This window comes from Streptomyces sp. NPDC020597 (assembly GCF_044335095.1).
GTDB lineage: Bacteria > Actinomycetota > Actinomycetes > Streptomycetales > Streptomycetaceae > Streptomyces.
This window is the reverse complement of record NZ_JBIRUL010000001.1, coordinates 143,644-160,439: the sequence shown is the minus strand read 5'-3', so window position 1 is coordinate 160,439 and position 16,796 is coordinate 143,644. Positions and strand designations below refer to the sequence as shown.

At 71.4% G+C, this 16,796-nt stretch carries 15 protein-coding genes; 6 read left to right on the top strand and 9 right to left on the bottom strand.

The genetic code is table 11. The features are described from left to right. Positions 1-21: 21 nt before the first annotated feature. From ACH4ZA_RS00810 to ACH4ZA_RS00795, 4 genes are all read right to left on the bottom strand, one after another. On the bottom strand, positions 22-735 hold the full coding sequence (locus ACH4ZA_RS00810; RefSeq protein ID WP_398427444.1) for an RloB family protein: 714 nt from the start codon (positions 733-735) through the stop codon (positions 22-24). Then, a complete protein-coding gene (locus ACH4ZA_RS00805; protein ID WP_398427443.1) occupies positions 735-1,868 on the bottom strand; it encodes an ATP/GTP-binding protein in 1,134 nt (377 codons plus the stop codon). Before ACH4ZA_RS00805 ends, ACH4ZA_RS00810 begins: the two co-directional genes overlap by 1 nt. A gap of 188 nt (positions 1,869-2,056) precedes the next feature. After that, entirely contained in the window at positions 2,057-2,809 is a 753-nt protein-coding gene (locus ACH4ZA_RS00800) for a LuxR C-terminal-related transcriptional regulator (protein WP_398427442.1), read from the bottom strand. Further along, on the bottom strand, positions 2,806-4,098 hold the full coding sequence (locus tag ACH4ZA_RS00795) for a PspC domain-containing protein (RefSeq protein WP_398427441.1): 1,293 nt from the start codon (positions 4,096-4,098) through the stop codon (positions 2,806-2,808). The genes ACH4ZA_RS00800 and ACH4ZA_RS00795 overlap by 4 nt, the downstream gene beginning before the upstream one ends. A 419-nt stretch (positions 4,099-4,517) precedes the next feature. Here ACH4ZA_RS00795 and ACH4ZA_RS00790 point away from each other — a divergent pair, with 419 nt between their 5' ends. Together ACH4ZA_RS00790 and ACH4ZA_RS00785 are read left to right on the top strand one after the other, a co-directional pair. Next, on the top strand, positions 4,518-5,900 hold the full coding sequence (locus tag ACH4ZA_RS00790) for a PspC domain-containing protein (RefSeq protein WP_398427805.1): 1,383 nt from the start codon (positions 4,518-4,520) through the stop codon (positions 5,898-5,900). Next, the gene (locus ACH4ZA_RS00785; RefSeq protein WP_398427439.1) at positions 5,887-6,132 is read left to right on the top strand and encodes a hypothetical protein; all 246 of its coding nucleotides are present in this window, start codon (positions 5,887-5,889) and stop codon (positions 6,130-6,132) included. Before ACH4ZA_RS00790 ends, ACH4ZA_RS00785 begins: the two co-directional genes overlap by 14 nt. 46 nt (positions 6,133-6,178) lie before the next feature. Here the strand turns inward: ACH4ZA_RS00785 and ACH4ZA_RS00780 are convergent, their stop codons facing one another. Both ACH4ZA_RS00780 and ACH4ZA_RS00775 read right to left on the bottom strand, forming a co-directional pair. Next, positions 6,179-6,712, bottom strand: a complete 534-nt coding sequence (locus tag ACH4ZA_RS00780; protein ID WP_398427438.1) for a DoxX family protein — start codon at positions 6,710-6,712, stop codon at positions 6,179-6,181. Positions 6,713-6,835: 123 nt separating this feature from the next. Further along, complete coding sequence (locus tag ACH4ZA_RS00775) at positions 6,836-8,125, bottom strand: hypothetical protein (RefSeq protein WP_398427437.1); 1,290 nt, start codon at positions 8,123-8,125, stop codon at positions 6,836-6,838. A gap of 200 nt (positions 8,126-8,325) precedes the next feature. Here ACH4ZA_RS00775 and ACH4ZA_RS00770 point away from each other — a divergent pair, with 200 nt between their 5' ends. Next, positions 8,326-9,258 (top strand): DUF4429 domain-containing protein, encoded by a 933-nt coding sequence (locus ACH4ZA_RS00770; protein WP_398427436.1) that lies wholly within the window; start codon positions 8,326-8,328, stop codon positions 9,256-9,258. 150 nt (positions 9,259-9,408) lie between these two features. On the opposite strand, the gene ACH4ZA_RS00765 is transcribed toward ACH4ZA_RS00770, so the two are convergent. Next, positions 9,409-10,203: a class II aldolase/adducin family protein gene (locus ACH4ZA_RS00765; protein WP_319281267.1), complete on the bottom strand. Its 795-nt coding sequence runs from the start codon at positions 10,201-10,203 to the stop codon at positions 9,409-9,411. A 202-nt stretch (positions 10,204-10,405) separates the two neighbouring features. Here ACH4ZA_RS00765 and ACH4ZA_RS00760 point away from each other — a divergent pair, with 202 nt between their 5' ends. Continuing rightward, positions 10,406-10,879: a pyridoxamine 5'-phosphate oxidase family protein gene (locus ACH4ZA_RS00760; protein ID WP_398427804.1), complete on the top strand. Its 474-nt coding sequence runs from the start codon at positions 10,406-10,408 to the stop codon at positions 10,877-10,879. Positions 10,880-10,894: 15 nt separating this feature from the next. On the opposite strand, the gene guaA is transcribed toward ACH4ZA_RS00760, so the two are convergent. Then, the gene (guaA, locus tag ACH4ZA_RS00755; RefSeq protein WP_398427435.1) at positions 10,895-12,475 is read right to left on the bottom strand and encodes a glutamine-hydrolyzing GMP synthase; all 1,581 of its coding nucleotides are present in this window, start codon (positions 12,473-12,475) and stop codon (positions 10,895-10,897) included. A 328-nt stretch (positions 12,476-12,803) separates the two neighbouring features. Here guaA and ACH4ZA_RS00750 point away from each other — a divergent pair, with 328 nt between their 5' ends. Continuing rightward, positions 12,804-13,133, top strand: a complete 330-nt coding sequence (locus ACH4ZA_RS00750; RefSeq protein ID WP_398427434.1) for a chorismate mutase — start codon at positions 12,804-12,806, stop codon at positions 13,131-13,133. Between the two features lie 696 nt (positions 13,134-13,829). Then, on the top strand, positions 13,830-14,885 hold the full coding sequence (locus ACH4ZA_RS00745; protein WP_398427433.1) for an LAETG motif-containing sortase-dependent surface protein: 1,056 nt from the start codon (positions 13,830-13,832) through the stop codon (positions 14,883-14,885). Positions 14,886-14,979: 94 nt separating this feature from the next. Here the strand turns inward: ACH4ZA_RS00745 and ACH4ZA_RS00740 are convergent, their stop codons facing one another. Next, the gene (locus ACH4ZA_RS00740) at positions 14,980-16,770 is read right to left on the bottom strand and encodes a GMC family oxidoreductase N-terminal domain-containing protein (protein WP_398427432.1); all 1,791 of its coding nucleotides are present in this window, start codon (positions 16,768-16,770) and stop codon (positions 14,980-14,982) included. Between the last annotated feature and the right edge of the window lie 26 nt (positions 16,771-16,796).

The window sequence follows — 16,796 nt, the reverse complement described above, 5'->3', positions numbered from 1 at the left end:
GCCCACCGACCGATCGCCCGGTCAGTAGTCGGAGACGTCCAGGCCGTTCTCGACGAACTTCCACACGTCCGTGTACGGGTCCCATGCGTTCTGGTCCTGGCGGCCTGAGTGGCGGCGCGCGAGGCGTTCCGCGTGACGCTGCGCCGTCTCGTACCGGCTGCTCAGCTGACCGGGCATGACGTGCTTGGCACGTTCCTCGGAGACGGAACGGATCGTGGGACCGTAGGTCTGCGCGAAGCCCGGCTGCTGTTTCAGCATGTCCGCCGCGCTGTCGCACACTCCGCCGAAGGTGCTCGTGTAGTTCTGGTAGTGCAGCAGTCGCCACAGCTCGAAGCACGGGTGGGAGTAGGCGACATGCACGTTCTCCCTCCTGGCTCTGGAGAATGCCGTGGGGATGTCCTCGTGCTGGTCCCGGTCGAACAGACACCACACCTGCGGCCAGTTCCAGTCGTCGGGCTCGATCCCGGCTTTCTCGGCGGCACGCCGGACCTCACGCCACTTGATGATGGCGTCCTCCACGAGCGGGAGCGGCTTGCGTCGCTTGGTCGGCGCAGTGCGGTTCTCGACCTTGCAGACGATCTCGTGGCCGGGCTCCTTGCGGGTGCCGTTCTCCGTCACGAAGGTGACGAAGCCCGGTTCCGTGACCGCGCCCTCGGTGAAGACGTACACCTCGCGCCGCAGCTTCCGCTGCCGCTTGGCGCGTGCCGGATTGTCCCGCCCCCTGTCCCTCGCCATCAGGAACGCTCTGCCTCTCCTGCCAGCGCCGTGAGCACCTTGCGTCCGATCTGCCCCTGGTCGACGTTCGGTACGGCCCCGTACGCGCCGGCCAGGTACGAATCCTCGATGTCTTCCTCCGGCTTGGGGCTGAAGTCGCTCAGCGGGTACAGCTCGGTGGCTCCCCGCTTGTCCTTCTCCGTCAGCCAGATCTGCCCCGGTTCGAGAAGCCGGCCCCCTCGGGGACTCTTCAGGAGGGAGGCGTCGTGCGAGGTGAAGAGCAGCTGGGCGTTCTTCTCATTGGACCAGGGGGCCTGGAACAGCCTGACCACCTCGGCTGCGAACTTCGGGTGCAGGCTCGCGTCCAGTTCGTCGATGAGCAGCACGGCACCGTTGTCGAGGGCCAGCAGGAGCGGGCCGATCAGAGCGAACCAGGAACGGGTGCCGAACGACTCCTTCGCCCAGTCGAGGGCCACGGCGGTGTCGCGGTCGCTTCCGTGCAGCAACCTCACCGCGGGTGCTTTGCGTCCCGGCTGACGCTCCACCTCGGCATCCTGAATGCCCAGGTCAGCCACTCTCAGCAGCTCCCGCACCCGCTCCCTGTTCCGGTCATCAAGAAGTTGCTCAGCTGTATACCCTTCGCGGTCCTTCAGCTCGGTCTCCGGAGTGATGTCCCAGAGATTCGACCTGAACCAGCCGTAAATGCGGGACAACTGGGGGTGGTTGTCGCTCGCTGCACGGCTCAGGAGCAGAGCGTTGGGCCGTGTGGAGCGTGCCAGTCGGGCACGGTCCTGGACACGCTCACCGGGAAAGTCGAAGACGTTGTCCCGTGTGGCATCCCGGTCGAGCCAGACCTGTCGACGGCCTTTGGGATAGGCGTGGAGCCATTCCGCCTCAACCCGTCGATCCCCGAGCTCGAACCCGTATGTCCAGCGCACCCCGTCTTCCAGGACGAAGTCCGCCTCGTAGAAGGTGCTCGCACCTGCCGACTCCGCGTCAAGGGCGAAGGGCTCGCGCTCGGGGACGCCTGTGTAGGAGGTCCACAACCCGTAGGAGTCCAGGACCGCGCTTCTCATCTTCTTCAGCGCGGTGATGATGTTGGACTTCCCCGAGGCGTTGGCGCCGAAGACCCCGACGACGGGGTAGATCTCCAACCGCTTCCCGTCAGACAGTCGACCCGTCCGTGCCGCGTCGGAACCCTCTCCGGGAGGAACGACGAAGGACAACTCCTGCTCTTCGCGTAGTGACCGTACGTTCGCCGTACGGAAACGCAGCAGCATACGAGCCCTCCTCCCGTCGCGCACAGAGTAACGGTGTGATCGTGGGCGTGCCTACCGGACGGTCACACCAGCCGGCGTGCCGTGGCCCAGCGGGTCAGCTCGTGCCGGTTGGACAGCTGGAGTTTGCGCAGCACCGCCGAGACGTGCGACTCGACCGTCTTGACGGAGATGAAGAGCTGCTTGGCGATCTCCTTGTAGGCGTAACCGCGGGCGATGAGCCGCAGCACCTCGCGCTCGCGCTGGGTGAGACGGTCGAGGTCCTCGTCGACCGGCGGGGCGTCGGTGGAGGCGAAGGCGTCGAGGACGAACCCGGCGAGACGCGGAGAGAAGACCGCGTCGCCCTCCTGCACCCGGAAGATCGAGTTCACCAGGTCGGTTCCCGTGATCGTCTTGGTGACGTAGCCGCGGGCGCCGCCCCGGATCACCCCGATCACGTCCTCCGCCGCGTCCGACACGGACAGGGCAAGGAAGCGCACCGGCTGCTCGGCGTCGGCCATCAGCGGGGCGCAGCGGCGCAGCACTTCGACGCCACCGCCGCCCGGCAGGTGGACGTCGAGGAGGACGACCTCGGGCCGGGTCGCCGTGATGACGGTGACCGCCTGGTCGACGTCCGCCGCCTCTCCGACGACCTCGACCCCGGTCTGTTCGGTCTGGCCGATCTCGGCCTGCACGCCCGTGCGGAACATGCGGTGGTCGTCGACGAGGACCACGCGCACACGGCGCCCGCCCGCAGCGTCGCCGGGGGCCCGGGCCGGCTCGGCCGCCCCCGCTCCCGTCGTGTCGTTCATGCCGTCCGTGCCGGTCGGGTCGCTCATGACGTCTTCTCCGCCCTCTCCATCTCCAGCTCGACCTCCGTGCCGCCGCCCGGGACCGCCCGCAGCCGCGCCGTGCCGCCGTGGCGCTCCATGCGGCCGATGATCGATTCTCTGACGCCCATGCGGTCGGCGGGTATCAAGTCGAGGTCGAAGCCCGGTCCTCGGTCACGGACGGACACGAAGACCGTCCTGCCCTCGACTTCGGCGAAGACCTGCACCGCGCCGCCCTCGCCACCGTACTTGGCCGCGTTCACCATCGCCTCGCGCGCGGCCTGCATCTGTGCGCCGACGCCGTCGTCGAGCGGGCAGTCGCCGACGACCACCACCTCGATGGGGACGCCGTGCTTGTCCTCGACCTCGGCGGCGTTGCGCCGGACCGCGTCGGCGACGGTGGTCGGCTCGTCGGCCTCCTCCTTGCCGGTGCCCTCGGGTTTGTAGAGCCAGGTGCGCAGGTCCCGCTCCTGGGCACGGGCGAGGCGGCGCACCTCACCCGCGTTCTCCGCGTTGCGCTGGATCAACGTCAGGGTGTGCAGCACCGAGTCGTGGACATGGGCGGCGACCTCCGCGCGTTCCTGGGCGCGGATGCGCATGAGCCGCTCCTCGGACAGGTCCTGGGTCATGCGGACCAGGTAGGGGCCGGCGAGCAGGGTGATGCCGACGATGACGGCGAGCGCCGCCTGCAGGACGGAGCCGAGGTGGGTCGCGGAGCCCTGCAGCACGAACGTGCCGGAGACGCCGGCCGTGACCAGCAGGACGCCGGCGCCGGTGCGCAGCAGCGTGAGCGTGCGGCGTCTTCGGCCGACCTCGACCCAGCGGGCCCGGCGAGCGTTGTCCGCCTGGCGCCAGACGAGGGCGACGCCGGCGCCGACGAGGACGGCGGGCAGCAGATAGGCCTTGGCGCCGCTGCCCAGGTTCACGTTGCCCACGAACACCATGGCGACGACGACCATGAGGAGCAGGGCGACGATCTGCCCCTTGTCCGGCTTGCGGGCGACGATTCTGCGGCGGCCGTCGGGCGCGGTCTCGGTGGTGACGAGGGACGGCGGCTTCTGGTCGCCGACGCCGCCGACCCCGAGCGGCACGAAGAACCAGAAGGCGGCGTAGAGCAGCGCGCCGAGACCGTCGGCCATGAACAGCCCGGCGAAGACCAGCCGCACCCACACCACGGGCAGCCCGAGGTGCCCGGCGAGCCCCCGCGCCACGCCACCCAGCCAGCGTCCGTCGCTGCTGCGGTAGAGCTTGCGCGGCGGCCGCGGTTCGACGAGTGGCGCTGCTGCGGCTTCCGGCATGCCAACGATGTTCACACGGGCCGCGTGGCAGGGCATCAGGGTTCGCCCCCGAGACGCCCCTGATCTTCGGCGCCGCCGCTCGTCGAACGCCTCCCCCGCCTCGGGTCAGGGCCGATATCAGGGTCCGACCAGGGTCGTCACGGCTGCCGCGGGGGCCGCCCGACCGCCACCATGGAGTCATGACAGATCACCAGCACGCCGCGGACGCCGTGCCCGACGGGGGCGCCGCGTCCGACGCGGCCGCCTCGTCCCCCGGCGCCCCGGGCGCCGCAGGTGAGCGCCCTCGCCCGCACGCAGAGCAGGAGGACGCCCGGGGACGGCAGGGGGACGCGCAGACGCAACAGGGGGACGCGCAGGGAAAGCAGGTCGGGGCGGGAGACGCCCGCACCCCGCGGGGCCCGTCCGCGGAGGCGGACGCGATGACGGCGGCGGAGGCGGCCGTCAAGGCGGCGACGGACGCCGCGGCGGCGTCCCGCGCCGAAGCGGGCCCCGGCGGTCGGCCGTCGGGCGCCGCCGGGAGGGTGGCCGCCCTTCCTCCCCGGTTCCGTCGGGACCGCGAGCAGAAGATGCTCGCAGGGGTGTGCGCGGGCCTCGGGCGTCAGTGCGACATGGACCCGGTGATCTTCCGGATCACGCTCGCCGTGCTCTCCGCGACCGGCGGCGTCGGCCTCATCTTCTACGGGTTCGCCTGGCTCTTCGTCCCCTACGCCGACGACGAGCAGAACGAGGTGCGCAAGCTCCTGACCGGCCGGGTGGACGGCCAGGCCCTCGCGGCCGTGCTGTTCGCGCTGGTGGGCTGCGGAGTGCTGCTGACGATGCTGAAGAACGGCAGTGTGCTGGCCTTCGCCGTCGTCGTCTCCCTGCTGCTCGCGGGCGCCGGGTACTGGTCGCGGCACCGGGACTCCTTCGACCCCGACCCGCTGGCCGCCCAGGCCGTCGCCGACGCTCCGCCGGAGGCCAAGGCGCCGCCGGCGCCCACCGCCTACCCCTCGTGGTGGCGTGACCCCATCGTCAAGGACGGCACGCATGACGGCGGCACGGGATACCTGTGGGGCCCCTGGGACGCCCGCGGCCGGGACATCACGTCGTCGATCGGCGTCGACCTCATCGGACACAGACCCGGCCCGGAGGCCGTAGGCACTCCCCGCACGCCCCGCGCCGAACCGCGTGGGCCGCGTTGGATCGGCGGCTGGCTCTTCCTGCTCGCCCTGCTCGCGGGCGGCCTCGTCACCCGGCTCGCCTGGGACCACCACCCGCTCGGCACCAGCCTGCAGGCGGGTCTCGCGACGGCGCTGATCGTGCTCGGCTGCGGGATCGCGGTCAGCTCCTTCCTGGGGCGGACGGGAGCCGGGTCGGTCTTCCTCGCCATCGTCACGGCGGGGCTGCTGGCCGGCGCGGCCGTCCTGCCGAAGGACATCGGCACGCACTGGACGGACACCACGTGGCGGCCCATGACGGCGGCGGACGTGCGGGCGTCCTACGACCTGGGCGCCGGAGACGGCACTCTCGACCTCTCCGGGCTGGCGCCCGCCCAGGGGGAGACGGTGAGCACCGACGCAGAGGTGGGCGCGGGCCGGCTGCGGGTGATCGTCCCGCCGGGCGCGACGGTGAAGGTGCGGATCGACGTGGGGCTGGGAGACATCCAGCTGCCCGGCGACGACGAGAAGGACGTGGACGTGGAGCCGGGCAAGCACAAGGAGGTCACCCTGCCGCCGGTCTCGGGGACGGCGGCGAAGGGGACCATCGATCTGGACCTGAGAGTGGGAGTCGGACAGGTGGAGGTGGCCCGTGCTGCGTCATGACTTCAGGCCCGGCAGGCTCGTGGCGGGCGCCGCGTTCGTCCTCGCGGGCGTCCTCTTCGCGGGGGACGCGGGCGGCCTGTGGCAGACGCCTTGGTTCGTGCTGATCCCGCTCGTCACGGGCGGCCTCTGTCTGGCGGGTGCGGCGGGTATGACGGCCCGGAGCATACGCAGACGGCGCGGGTCGTCGCCCCGCACCGGCCCGACCACGCCCGGCGCGAACACGACGCCCTGACCGCCTGCCGCCGCAGCCCCCGACCTCCGGCCCTCGCGCCCCGGTACTAACCGAGACCGCCGGTGCCTCGACGCCGCCTGGAGCGCCAGACGGCGTCGAGGGAGAGGACCGGAGCGCCCGCGAGGACGAGAGGCAGCCAGGCCATGAGGTAGGGGAGGTCGTTGCCGTAGTAGAACGGCTCGGCGGCCCAGCTCACCGTCAGCCACAGGCTGAGCGAGATCAGCGCGCCGCCCAGCGCGGCGAGCCGGGTGAGGATGCCCAGCAGCGCGCCGATGCCGACGGCCAGTTCGCCGAAGGCCATCGCGTAGCCGAAGCCCACCGGGCTCTTCAAGGCCATGTCGACCAGGGCCGGGATGGCGGAGGAGTCACGGACGGCGCGCATGGTCTCGCCGATCGAGCCGGCGCCGCTGTCCTTGAGGAACGCGTTGTCGGTCAGCTTGTCGAGACCGGCGTAGATGAAGGTGACACCGAGGAAGACGCGCAGGGGAAGGAGGGCGTACCGGGTGGCGGTGTCCCGCCAGCCACGGCCTCCGCCGTCGAGATGAGGAGGGTAAGCGTCCGTCCGCATGCTGTGAGTCATCGCCCGTAGCCGCCTCTCGCCCGCACTGGTGGACCCCTCAACAGACCATACGTACGAAATGGGGGGTGCGCTCAACTGCGTGCACGGGTAACGGGGTCCGGCGGTTCACTCCGGCGAGACCGTTCACTCGGTGACGTCGATCGTGTACCGGTTCGTCTCCACCCCGGCGGCCGTGACGACCTGGACCTCGGCCCGCCCCGGTTCCACGTCCGCCGGTACCGGGACGGTGAGCACGGTGTCGGCAGGGTTGCTGAACCCTCCGGTGACCGGCACCAGCGGGACATGGACGTGGACGGGTCCGATGCGCACGACCATGCGGGAGAGCCGGTCGGCGGTCTGGGCTCCGGGCGGCACGAAACCGGCGCCGCGGATCTCGATGTCGTCGCCCGTGCGGATCGGCGCGTCGAGGTCGCCGGCCTCGCGGGAGCGGACGACGGAGAGGATGACGGGGCGGCCGCCCTCGGCGTACTTGCCGGCGAGGTAGGTCGCGGCGGAGATCAGCACCACGACCGCGAGTCCCCAGGGCAGGTCGGGCAGCTGGTCGGGGCGGCGGGCCAGGCGGACGCCCGCGAAGACGAGGGCGACGGCGCCGATGACCGCGTACTGGATGTCCGCGAAGGCGCCGCGACCGGAGTCGTCGGTCAGCAGGTCGGCGGCGCGCGGGCGGTGGGCCCGGATCTTCTGCAGCCGCTGGGCGAGGACGCGCAGGCCGACGACGCGGCGCACGAGCACGGCGATCCCGCAGACCACGGCGAGGACGGTCACCGTGCCGGCGCCGCGGGCGAGGTCGAGTCCGGCGATCAGCGCGTCGCGTTCGGCGGGGCCGGAGGCGGCGGCGAGCCGTCCGGCCAGCACCAGCACGGCGTAGGCCACGAGCAGCACCCAGGCGACGGCGACCGCGCGGGAGGTGGAGAGGCGGTTGTCCTCGCCGATCACGGGGGCGAGCGCGCCGCCGCGCGCCCGGTGGAACCAGGAGGCCGCGGTGAGCGCGCCGGCGACGAGGAGCGCGGCGAGGAGTCCGGCGGTGCGGGCGGCGGTCCAGCCGGCGCCGACGGCGGTCAGGGACTGGATCAGCAGCAGCACGATGACCGCCGCCCACACGGTGACCGTGGTGCGCAGCCACAGACGGCCGAGCCAGGCCTCGCCCTCGGCGCGCCCGCGTTCGGCGACGAGCTCCGCGGACTGCGTCAGTTCCTCGGAGACCCATTGGCGGGAGGCGGAGACGGAGTGGGCGACGGCGGCGGGGAGGCCCTGCCCGGCCGCGTACCCGTCTCGTTTCAGCAGGAACGCGGCGACCGCGCGCCGGTGTCCCTCACGCGCCCCGTGCGGGCAGTCACCGCAGGTGCAGCCGCCGTCGTGCACGTCCGCTCCCGCTCCGGGGCTCGCGCCCTGTCTCGCCTCCTGCACCGCCACGTCCGACGCCCGCCTTCCCCGCGACCCGATCGGATGGCGGTCCCCGAGGGACCCTGAGCGGGCCGGGCCGCCACCCTGTGAACAACTCCCCAGTGATGCCGTCGAATTGTGCCCTACGGCACCCCCTCGGTGTCTGTCAGGTCTGGTCAGCGGGGGTGAAGCGCGGAGGGCGCTGTTGACCCGGCTGCGAGAATTCACCTATGGCCGAGATCATCCAGCGGGACGGGACCTGGGCCTTCGACGGCGCGACGATCCGGATCACACCGGGGCTGCACCGTTCCGTGCCGCTGTTCCGGCAGACGTACGGGGAGATCGCCGTGCCTCTGGAGGCGGTGGCGGGGATCGTCTACGAGGCCGAACGCAGGCGCGGGCGGCTGCGGATGCGGCTGCGCGAGGGCGCGGATCCGCTGCTGCAGGCGACCGGCGGGCGGCTGCCCGACGCGGCCGATCCCTACCGGCTCACCGTGGACGTGGATCGTTCCGGGGCCGCCGAGTACCTCGCCGAGGAGATCCGGCACGCGCTGTTGCTGGACCAGATCCCGGGCGAGCCGACCGCGGCGTACCTCCTGCCGGGTCCGCCGGTCCCGGTGTCCGTGCGGTCCTCCGACGGCATCGTGTCCTTCGACGGAGTCCAGGTACGGGTCGACTGGGCGGAGACCTCGGACCGGGTGAAGCGGGCCACCGGGCCCAGGGTGCTCGACGTCGGGGACGTGGTGCAGGTCGAATGGCTGCCCAACTCCGGTTTCGAGGACGGCTTCCTGCGCTTCGTGACCCGCGAGACGGTGCACTCGAAACTGCCGGCCGAGAAGGACCCGTACGCCCTCGACCTGTGGGGCAACGTGAGCCGCGACCTGCTGACGGCGCTGGTCGCGACGGCGGTCACCGCCCGGCTGCCACACCCCTCCGCACGCGCCCACCCGCGGCCCGGCCACAGGGGCGAAAGACCTGGACGCGGACACGGGCAGGGCGGAGAGGACCGCGCACGGCGGCGCCCGGCGGCGGTCCCGCCGCCGGCCGACCACCACGACGTGCTGCTGCGCCGGCTGCGCGAGCTGGGCGAGCTGCACCGGGAGGGTGTGCTGACCGACGAGGAGTTCGCGCGGACGAAGGCCGCCGTGCTGCAGGGCTTCTGAGAGCCGGCCGGACAGAGCGGCAGGGCAGGGTGGAGCAGGGCAGGGTGGAGCAGGGCAGGGTGGCGCAGGGCAGGGTGGCGCAGGGCAGGGTGGCGCAGGGCAGGGTGGCGCAGGGCAGGGTGGCGCAGGGCAGGGTGGAGCAGGGCAGGGTCAGCTCAGCAGGTCGGGCTGGCTGCGGCTGATCTCCTGCCACAGCGGCTGGTAGTTGATCCACGCCACCAGGTCGCCGCCGAGCTGCTCCCGGGTCGCCACCGCCGCGCGGTGGTCGATCAGGACGGGACGGCCCGCCGCCTTGGCGGTCAGCTGGACCTGGCTGGAGCGTTCCATCGACAGGAACCACCAGGCGGCGGCGTCGACGGAGTCGCCGACCGTCAGCAGTCCGTGGTTGCGCAGCACGAGCGCCTTGCGGGAGCCGAGCGCGGTCGCGATGCGTCTGCCCTCCTCCGCGTCGACGGCGACCCCGGTGTAGGCGTCGTAGAGGGCGTGGTCCTCGTAGAACGCGCAGCTCTCCTGGGTGATGGGGTCGAGCAGTTCGCCGAGGGCGGCGAGGGCGCGGCCGTGCACGGAGTGGCAGTGCGCGACGGCCACGACGTCGGGCCGTGCCGCGTGCACCTGGGCGTGCACGGTGAAGGCGGCCTGGTTGACGTGGTAGCGGCCCTCGACGACCTGTCCGTCTTGGTTGGTCAGCACCAGGTCACTGACCGTGACGTGCTGGAAGGGCATCCCGAAGGGGTTGACCCAGAAGCAGTCGTCGAACTCGGGGTCGCGGGCGGTGATGTGGCCGGAGACGCCGTCCTCGAAGCCGAGCCGTCCGAACAGGCGCACCGCGCCCGCCAGCCGTTCCTTGCGATGCAGGCGCTCGTCCTCCACCGATTCGTGCATCGGCGGCATGGCGAACCGGAGCCGGTCGGTGGGCAGGGGGGCAGGCGGTGTGGGCCCGTGCATAGGTCCTCCAGCACTGGGTTGCTTGACGATGCGGAAGTTACCGTCGGTCAACACAAAAGGGCAGAGCCGTTATGCAAAGATGACGATTCTCGTCACCTTTGGTGCACATATTGAGCATCTCCGACCGCCGGCGAACCCGTGCGAAACACCGACACAAGGTGTCGGGTATCGCGGCCACACTCGCCGTATGACTGAGAGCCCCATGACAGGGACCTGGGCGGCCTTCGCCGCGGCCGCGCCGGACCTGGCGAGGATCGCCCGGGAACGCTTCGAGACCTTCCGGCACCATGTCCTCGCGACGCTCCGCAAGGACGGCTCGCCCCGCACCAGCGGCCTCGAGGTCCACTTCGTCGGCGGCGAACTGTGGCTCGGCATGATGCCTGACTCGCTCAAGGCGCTGGACCTGCGCCGCGACCCCCGCTTCAGCCTCCAGGCCAACCCGGGCGAGGGGACTGGGCCGGACGGCGGCGACGTCCGCGTCGCCGGCCGGGCGGTCGAGGTGGACGACGCGCGGGTGAAGGCGGCCTACGTGAGAGAGGTGGAACCGCCGGAGCCGTTCCACCTCTTCCGCACCGAACTGACGGAGGTCGTGCGGACCTACGTCGAGGACGACACGTACCTGGTCGCCCAGGTCTGGAAGCCCGGAGAGCCGGTGCGCGCCCTCAGGCGGACCTGAGCCCCGTGCACGAGGTCACTCCCACTCGATGGTGCCCGGCGGCTTCGAGGTGATGTCGACGACGACACGGTTGACGTCGCTGACCTCGTTGGTGATCCGGGTGGAGATCCGCGCCAGGACGTCGTACGGCAACCGCGACCAGTCGGCCGTCATGGCGTCCTCGGAGGAGACGGGGCGCAGGACGATCGGGTGGCCGTAGGTGCGGCCGTCGCCCTGGACGCCGACGCTGCGGACGTCCGCGAGGAGGACCACCGGGCACTGCCAGATGTCCCGGTCGAGACCGGCGGCCGTCAGCTCCTCGCGGGCGATGGCGTCGGCGTCGCGCAGCAGGTCCAGGCGCTCCTTCGTGACCTCGCCGACGATCCGGATGCCGAGGCCGGGACCCGGGAACGGCTGGCGCTGGACGATCTCGTCGGGCAGCCCGAGCTCCTGGCCGACCATGCGGACCTCGTCCTTGAACAGCTTGCGCAGCGGCTCGATGAGCTGGAACTCGAGGTCCTCGGGGAGCCCGCCCACGTTGTGGTGGGACTTGATGTTGGCGGTGCCGGTGCCGCCGCCGGACTCGACGACGTCCGGGTAGAGCGTGCCCTGGACGAGGAACTCCACGGCCGGGCCCTCGTCCGCGATGATCTCGGCCTGCGCCTGCTCGAAGACACGGATGAACTCGCGCCCGATGATCTTCCGCTTCTCCTCGGGGTCGGAGACGCCCTTGAGCGCGGTGAGGAAGCGCTCCTCCGCGTCCACGACCTTCAGCTGGACGCCGGTCGCGGCGACGAAGTCCTTCTCGACCTGCTCGGTCTCGCCCTTGCGCATCAGCCCGTGGTCGACGTAGACGCAGGTCAGCTGCGAGCCGATGGCCTTCTGCACGAGAGCGGCGGCGACCGCGGAGTCCACGCCGCCGGAGAGGCCGCAGATCGCGCGCCGGTCGCCGACCTGCTCGCGGATGGCCTCGACCTGCTCGTCGATGACGTTGCCGGTGGTCCAGTCCGGGCTCAGGCCCGCGCCCCGGTAGAGGAAGTGCTCCAGCACCTGCTGGCCGTGCGTGGAGTGCATGACCTCGGGGTGGTACTGGACGCCGTAGAGCTTCTTCTCGTCGTTCTCGAAGGCGGCGACCGGGACGACGTCCGTGGAGGCGCTGACGACGAAGCCCTCGGGCGCGGCGGAGCAGGCGTCGCCGTGCGACATCCACACGGACTGCTCGGCCGGGGTGCCCTCGAAGAGGGTGGAGGAGGCGCGGGAGACGTGCAGTTCGGTGCGGCCGTACTCGCGGGCGCCGGAGTTGTCGACGGTGCCGCCGAGGGTCTGCGCCATCAGCTGGAAGCCGTAGCACATGCCGAAGACGGGGACGCCGGCCTCGAAGAGCGCGCGGTCGACGGTCGGGGCGCCCTCCTCGTACACGGACGAGGGGCCGCCGGAGAGGACGATCGCCGCCGGGTTCTTGGCGAGCATCTCCTCCACGGGCATGCTGCTCGGCACGATCTCGCTGTAGACCCGCGCCTCACGGACTCGACGGGCGATGAGCTGGGCGTACTGCGCGCCGAAGTCGACGACCAGGACGGTGTCGGGGGCGGCGGCAGTAGGAGTCGCTGATGACACGGGGGCCTTCCGGCGGTGGGGCGGGGTCTCTGTGTCATCCGATTCTACCGAGGCGGGCGCGGGGAGCGGCCCCTGCGCCCGGACCGCCGCCGCGTCTCAGGATGCGAACCGTGTTGGAGCGCTTCCGGCGACGCTGCATACTGTCCGCATGCTCACGCACCCGACCTTCCTGTTTACCTATGGCAACCGGCCCACCGGCTGCCATGGTCGTGCTGCTTGAGCAACTGACGAGCGACTTCCCAGGCGCCCCGGGCCGACAAGGTCCGGGGCGCCTGGTGCTTTCCGGATCCTGCCGATCCGGGGCCCCTTTCCCACCAGGAGCCCCGACATGACCGCCACCGCCACTGCCGCCCCCTCCGCCACCACCACCCCCTCCGCCACCGCCGGCGAGAAGACCGGCGCCCGCACCACCGAGGCCGCCGAGTTGATCACCGGCGCCCGGGAGCGCATCGACGCGCTCGACGACCGGATCATCGGACTGATCCAGGAACGGATGGCCGTCTCGGCCGTCATCCAGGACGCCCGGATCGCCTCCGGCGGGCGGCGGGTGAACCTCTCCCGCGAGATGGAGATCCTCGGGCACTACAGCGACGCGCTCGGCAAGCCCGGCACGTCCCTGGCGATGACGCTGCTGGAACTGTGCCGGGGCCGCGTCTGAGACCGCGCACCGGCCCGCGCACCAGTTCGGGCGTCCTCTCACCCGTACGGCGCGTGACCGCCGCCCAGGGTGCTTCGTTGGTCCCCGTGTCCGCGCCAGCCAGGGGCGGGCCCGGAAGAACCACGCGTGGCTCGCTGGGGCGAGAGGCGTACGGATCGCGTTCGTGCGCCGTGGGACCTCGCTCCGGAAAGTGACCGGACGGCAGGGGACAGCAGCCCGGTCACCCAAGAGAACGGCCGGCCTCGGGGACGCCCGGGGCCGACCGGCGGAAAATGCAAAAATGCACAAGGCTGGGTCAAACGGTTGCGGAGGCCGCGCTCATCCAGCACGATGCGAGAAAGCCCCGAACGGGCCCAAGTCCCCCTCGGGCAACCGCCTCACGTGCGCTGTTGCCCACCTCGACCGCCAGAGGTCCAGACCAGCGGCGCAACCCCCCGGCGCCGCTCCCCAGGCACCGGCGCTGCCCTGACGCCGGTGCTGACGGTAAAGAAGGGCCCCGCGGATCCGTCCCGCGGGGCCCTTCGTCGCACCCGGAACCTCGTCCGGCGAGAAGACCGCCCATGTGACGGGCGTCACATAAAGAACGCGTGAGTGCAGGACAACTGTTTTCGGCCTTGATCAGTCACACGTATCAAGCCAAGGCCACTCCCACACCCCCATGCGGAAGGCCTCCACCACCGGATCCACGAGGTCTTCATGAATCTCCGCCGCTCGATGGCCACCGCGGCCGCGGCCGCCGTCATCGCGCCGCTCGCGCTTCTGTCGGCGCCCGCCGCCTTCGCCGAGGAGGGCGGCACGTCGTCGCCGAGCGCCTCCTCCTCGGAGACCGGCGCCTCCTCGCCGTCCGCCTCGGCCTCGGACGGCCAGAGCGCGTCCGGCGACTCGACCGACGCCTCGTCGGCGTCGTCGTCCCCGTCCGACGGCCAGAAGGCGTCCGGCTCTCCGTCCGGCTCCGCCTCGTCGTCCTCGTCGTCCTCGTCGCCCTCGTCGTCCTCGGGCTCCACCGCGAGCCCGTCGGCCACCGAGAGCGGGGACGCGTTCGACCCGTACCAGGACTGCGACTCCTTCGACCTGGACGAGAAGCTGTCGGCGCACGTCAAGGGCCTGCCGAGCAAGATCGTCGCCGGTTCCGGCTGGCACGGCTTCACGTTCGTCGTCGACAACGACTCCGACCGCGACCTGAAGAACGTGTACATCGACGCGTTCCTCGAGTACGGCGACGAATCGACCGAGGCGTTCCTGTCCGAGGGCCTCGCCGTCATCCAGGTCAAGGAGGACGGCAAGTGGACCAACAGCTTCCAGGACTCCTTCGAGGACGAGCACGGCAAGTCGGTCAACGTCACGGGATCCTTCGTCGGGCTGCTCGACACGCTGGAGAAGCACTCCTCCGCGAGCCTGGAACTGCGGGTGAAGGTCAAGGCCGCCGCCCCGGCGGGCTCCGCGCTGGCGCTGAGCGAGGCGGTCTACGCCGGTGAGGGCGCCGCCTGCTACGGCAACGGCGACTTCTACGACGTCCGGATCCTCGCCGCCGGCTCCGACGCGGACGGCTCCGGCGACGCCAAGCCGAACGGCGACAAGCCCACCTCCGGCACCAGGCCCCAGGGCAGCGCCAAGCCGATCAGCGGCAGCCTCGCCGAGACCGGCTCCGACTCCTCGCTGCCGGTGATCGGCCTGGTCGGCGGGGTCGCCGTGCTCGCCGGCGCCGGCGCGGTGTTCGCGGCCCGTCGCCGCAAGGTCGGCACGCACGCGTAACACGCGACGCGACACACACACGTAGGGACCTGCGCTCGGAGGGGGGCGCAGGTCCCTTCGTCATGCAGTCGTCGCGTACGCGTCCGGCCCAGCCCTACTGCCGGGGCGGGACCGCCGGCATCCCGAGGAACGGCAGGCGCAGCGCGCCGAAGGCGTCCGCCGGCACCGCCGGGACGACCGGCTCCACCGGCTTCAGCCGTTCGTACGCCGCGCCCTGCGCCGGACGCGGATCCGTCTCGCCCTTGTTCGGCCAGAACGACATCGCGCGCTCCGCCTGGGCGGTGATGGTGAGCGAGGGGTTCACGCCCAGGTTCGCCGAGACGGCGGCGCCGTCGACGACCGAGATGCCCGGGTGGCCGTACAGGCGGTGGTACGGGTCGATGACGCCGCTCTCGCGGGAGTCGCCGATCGGGCAGCCGCCGAGGAAATGGGCGGTGAGCGGGGTGCCCATCAGCTCGCCGACGTTGGAACCGGCGAAGCCGTTGATCTCGGCGGCGATCGCGGAGGCCGCCTCGGAAGCGGCCCTTATCTGCTTGGGGTTGGGGGAACCGTGTCCCTGACGTGCCGTCAGCAGCCCCCGGCCGACGCCTGACGGCTTGAGATACGTGGTCAGCGAGTTGTCCAGCGACTGCATCACCAGGCCGATGATGGTCCGCTCCGACCAGCGGCGGTTGGACAGCGAGCGCAGGACCAGCAGCGGGTGGCGGGCCGCGTTCGTCAGCCAGCCGGCCACCCTGGAGGATCCCTCCGCGTACGGCACCTGCAGGATCGACAGCCCGCCCATCGAGTTGGAGCCCTTGCCGTAACGGACCGGCTCGATGTGGGTGTCGGCGTCCGGGTGGACGGACGAGGTGATGGCGACGCCCCGCGTGAAGTCGACCTTCGGCGCGCCGGTCGCCCTGCGATAGCGGCGGTCGTCCGTCTGGGCGCCGACCAGCGCCTCCGAGTTGGTACGGGTGAGCTCGCCCAACCGGTCCGAGAGGTAGGGGAGTTGGCGGTTGGCCTTCATCCGGTGCAACAGGGTCTGGGTGCCGTAGGTGCCGGCGGCGAGCACGACGCGGCGGGCCTTGAAGACCCTGCCCCTCGCCTTCGCCCTGCCTCTGCGGCGCTCGTCGGTGGGGAGGGTGGCCACCGCGTACCCGCCCTGCGAGTCGTCCGTGACGGAGACCACCGTCGTCAGGGGGTGCACGACGGCGCCCGCCTTCTCGGCGAGGTGGAGGTAGTTCTCGTTCAGGGTGTTCTTCGCGCCGTGCCGGCAGCCGGTCATGCACTCGCCGCACTCGGTGCACGCCCTGCGGGCCGGGCCCGCGCCGCCGAAGTAGGGGTCCTCGACCTGTTCCCCCGGCTTCGCCTTCGCCGTGCCGTCGGCGTCCTCGCCGTCGCCGAAGAACACGCCGACGGGCGCCATGTGGAAGGTGTCGCCGACGCCCATCCGCTCGGCGGCCGCCCTCAGGTGCACGTCGGAGGGGGTCGTCGTCGGATTGAGGCGCACGCCGAGCATGCGCCGGGCCTGGTCGTAGTACGGCCGCAGCTCTTCCTGCCAGTCGGTGATGCCACGCCACTGGGGGTCGTCGAAGAACGGCTTCGGCGGCACGTAGAGCGTGTTGGCGTAGTTGAGGGAGCCGCCGCCCACGCCCGCGCCCGCCAGCACCATGACGTTGCCCAGCAGATGGATGCGCTGGATGCCGTACATGCCGAGCTTCGGGGCCCACAGGTAGTTCTTCAGGTCCCAGGAGTTCCTGGGGAGCGACTCACGGGTGAAACGGCGGCCGGCCTCCAGGACGCCTACGCGGTAACCCTTCTCCGTGAGACGCAGGGCGGTCACCGAACCGCCGAAGCCGGATCCGACGACGAGGACGTCGTAGTCGTAGGTGTCCTGGGACACGTGCTCTCCTCGTTGAGAACGGGTGG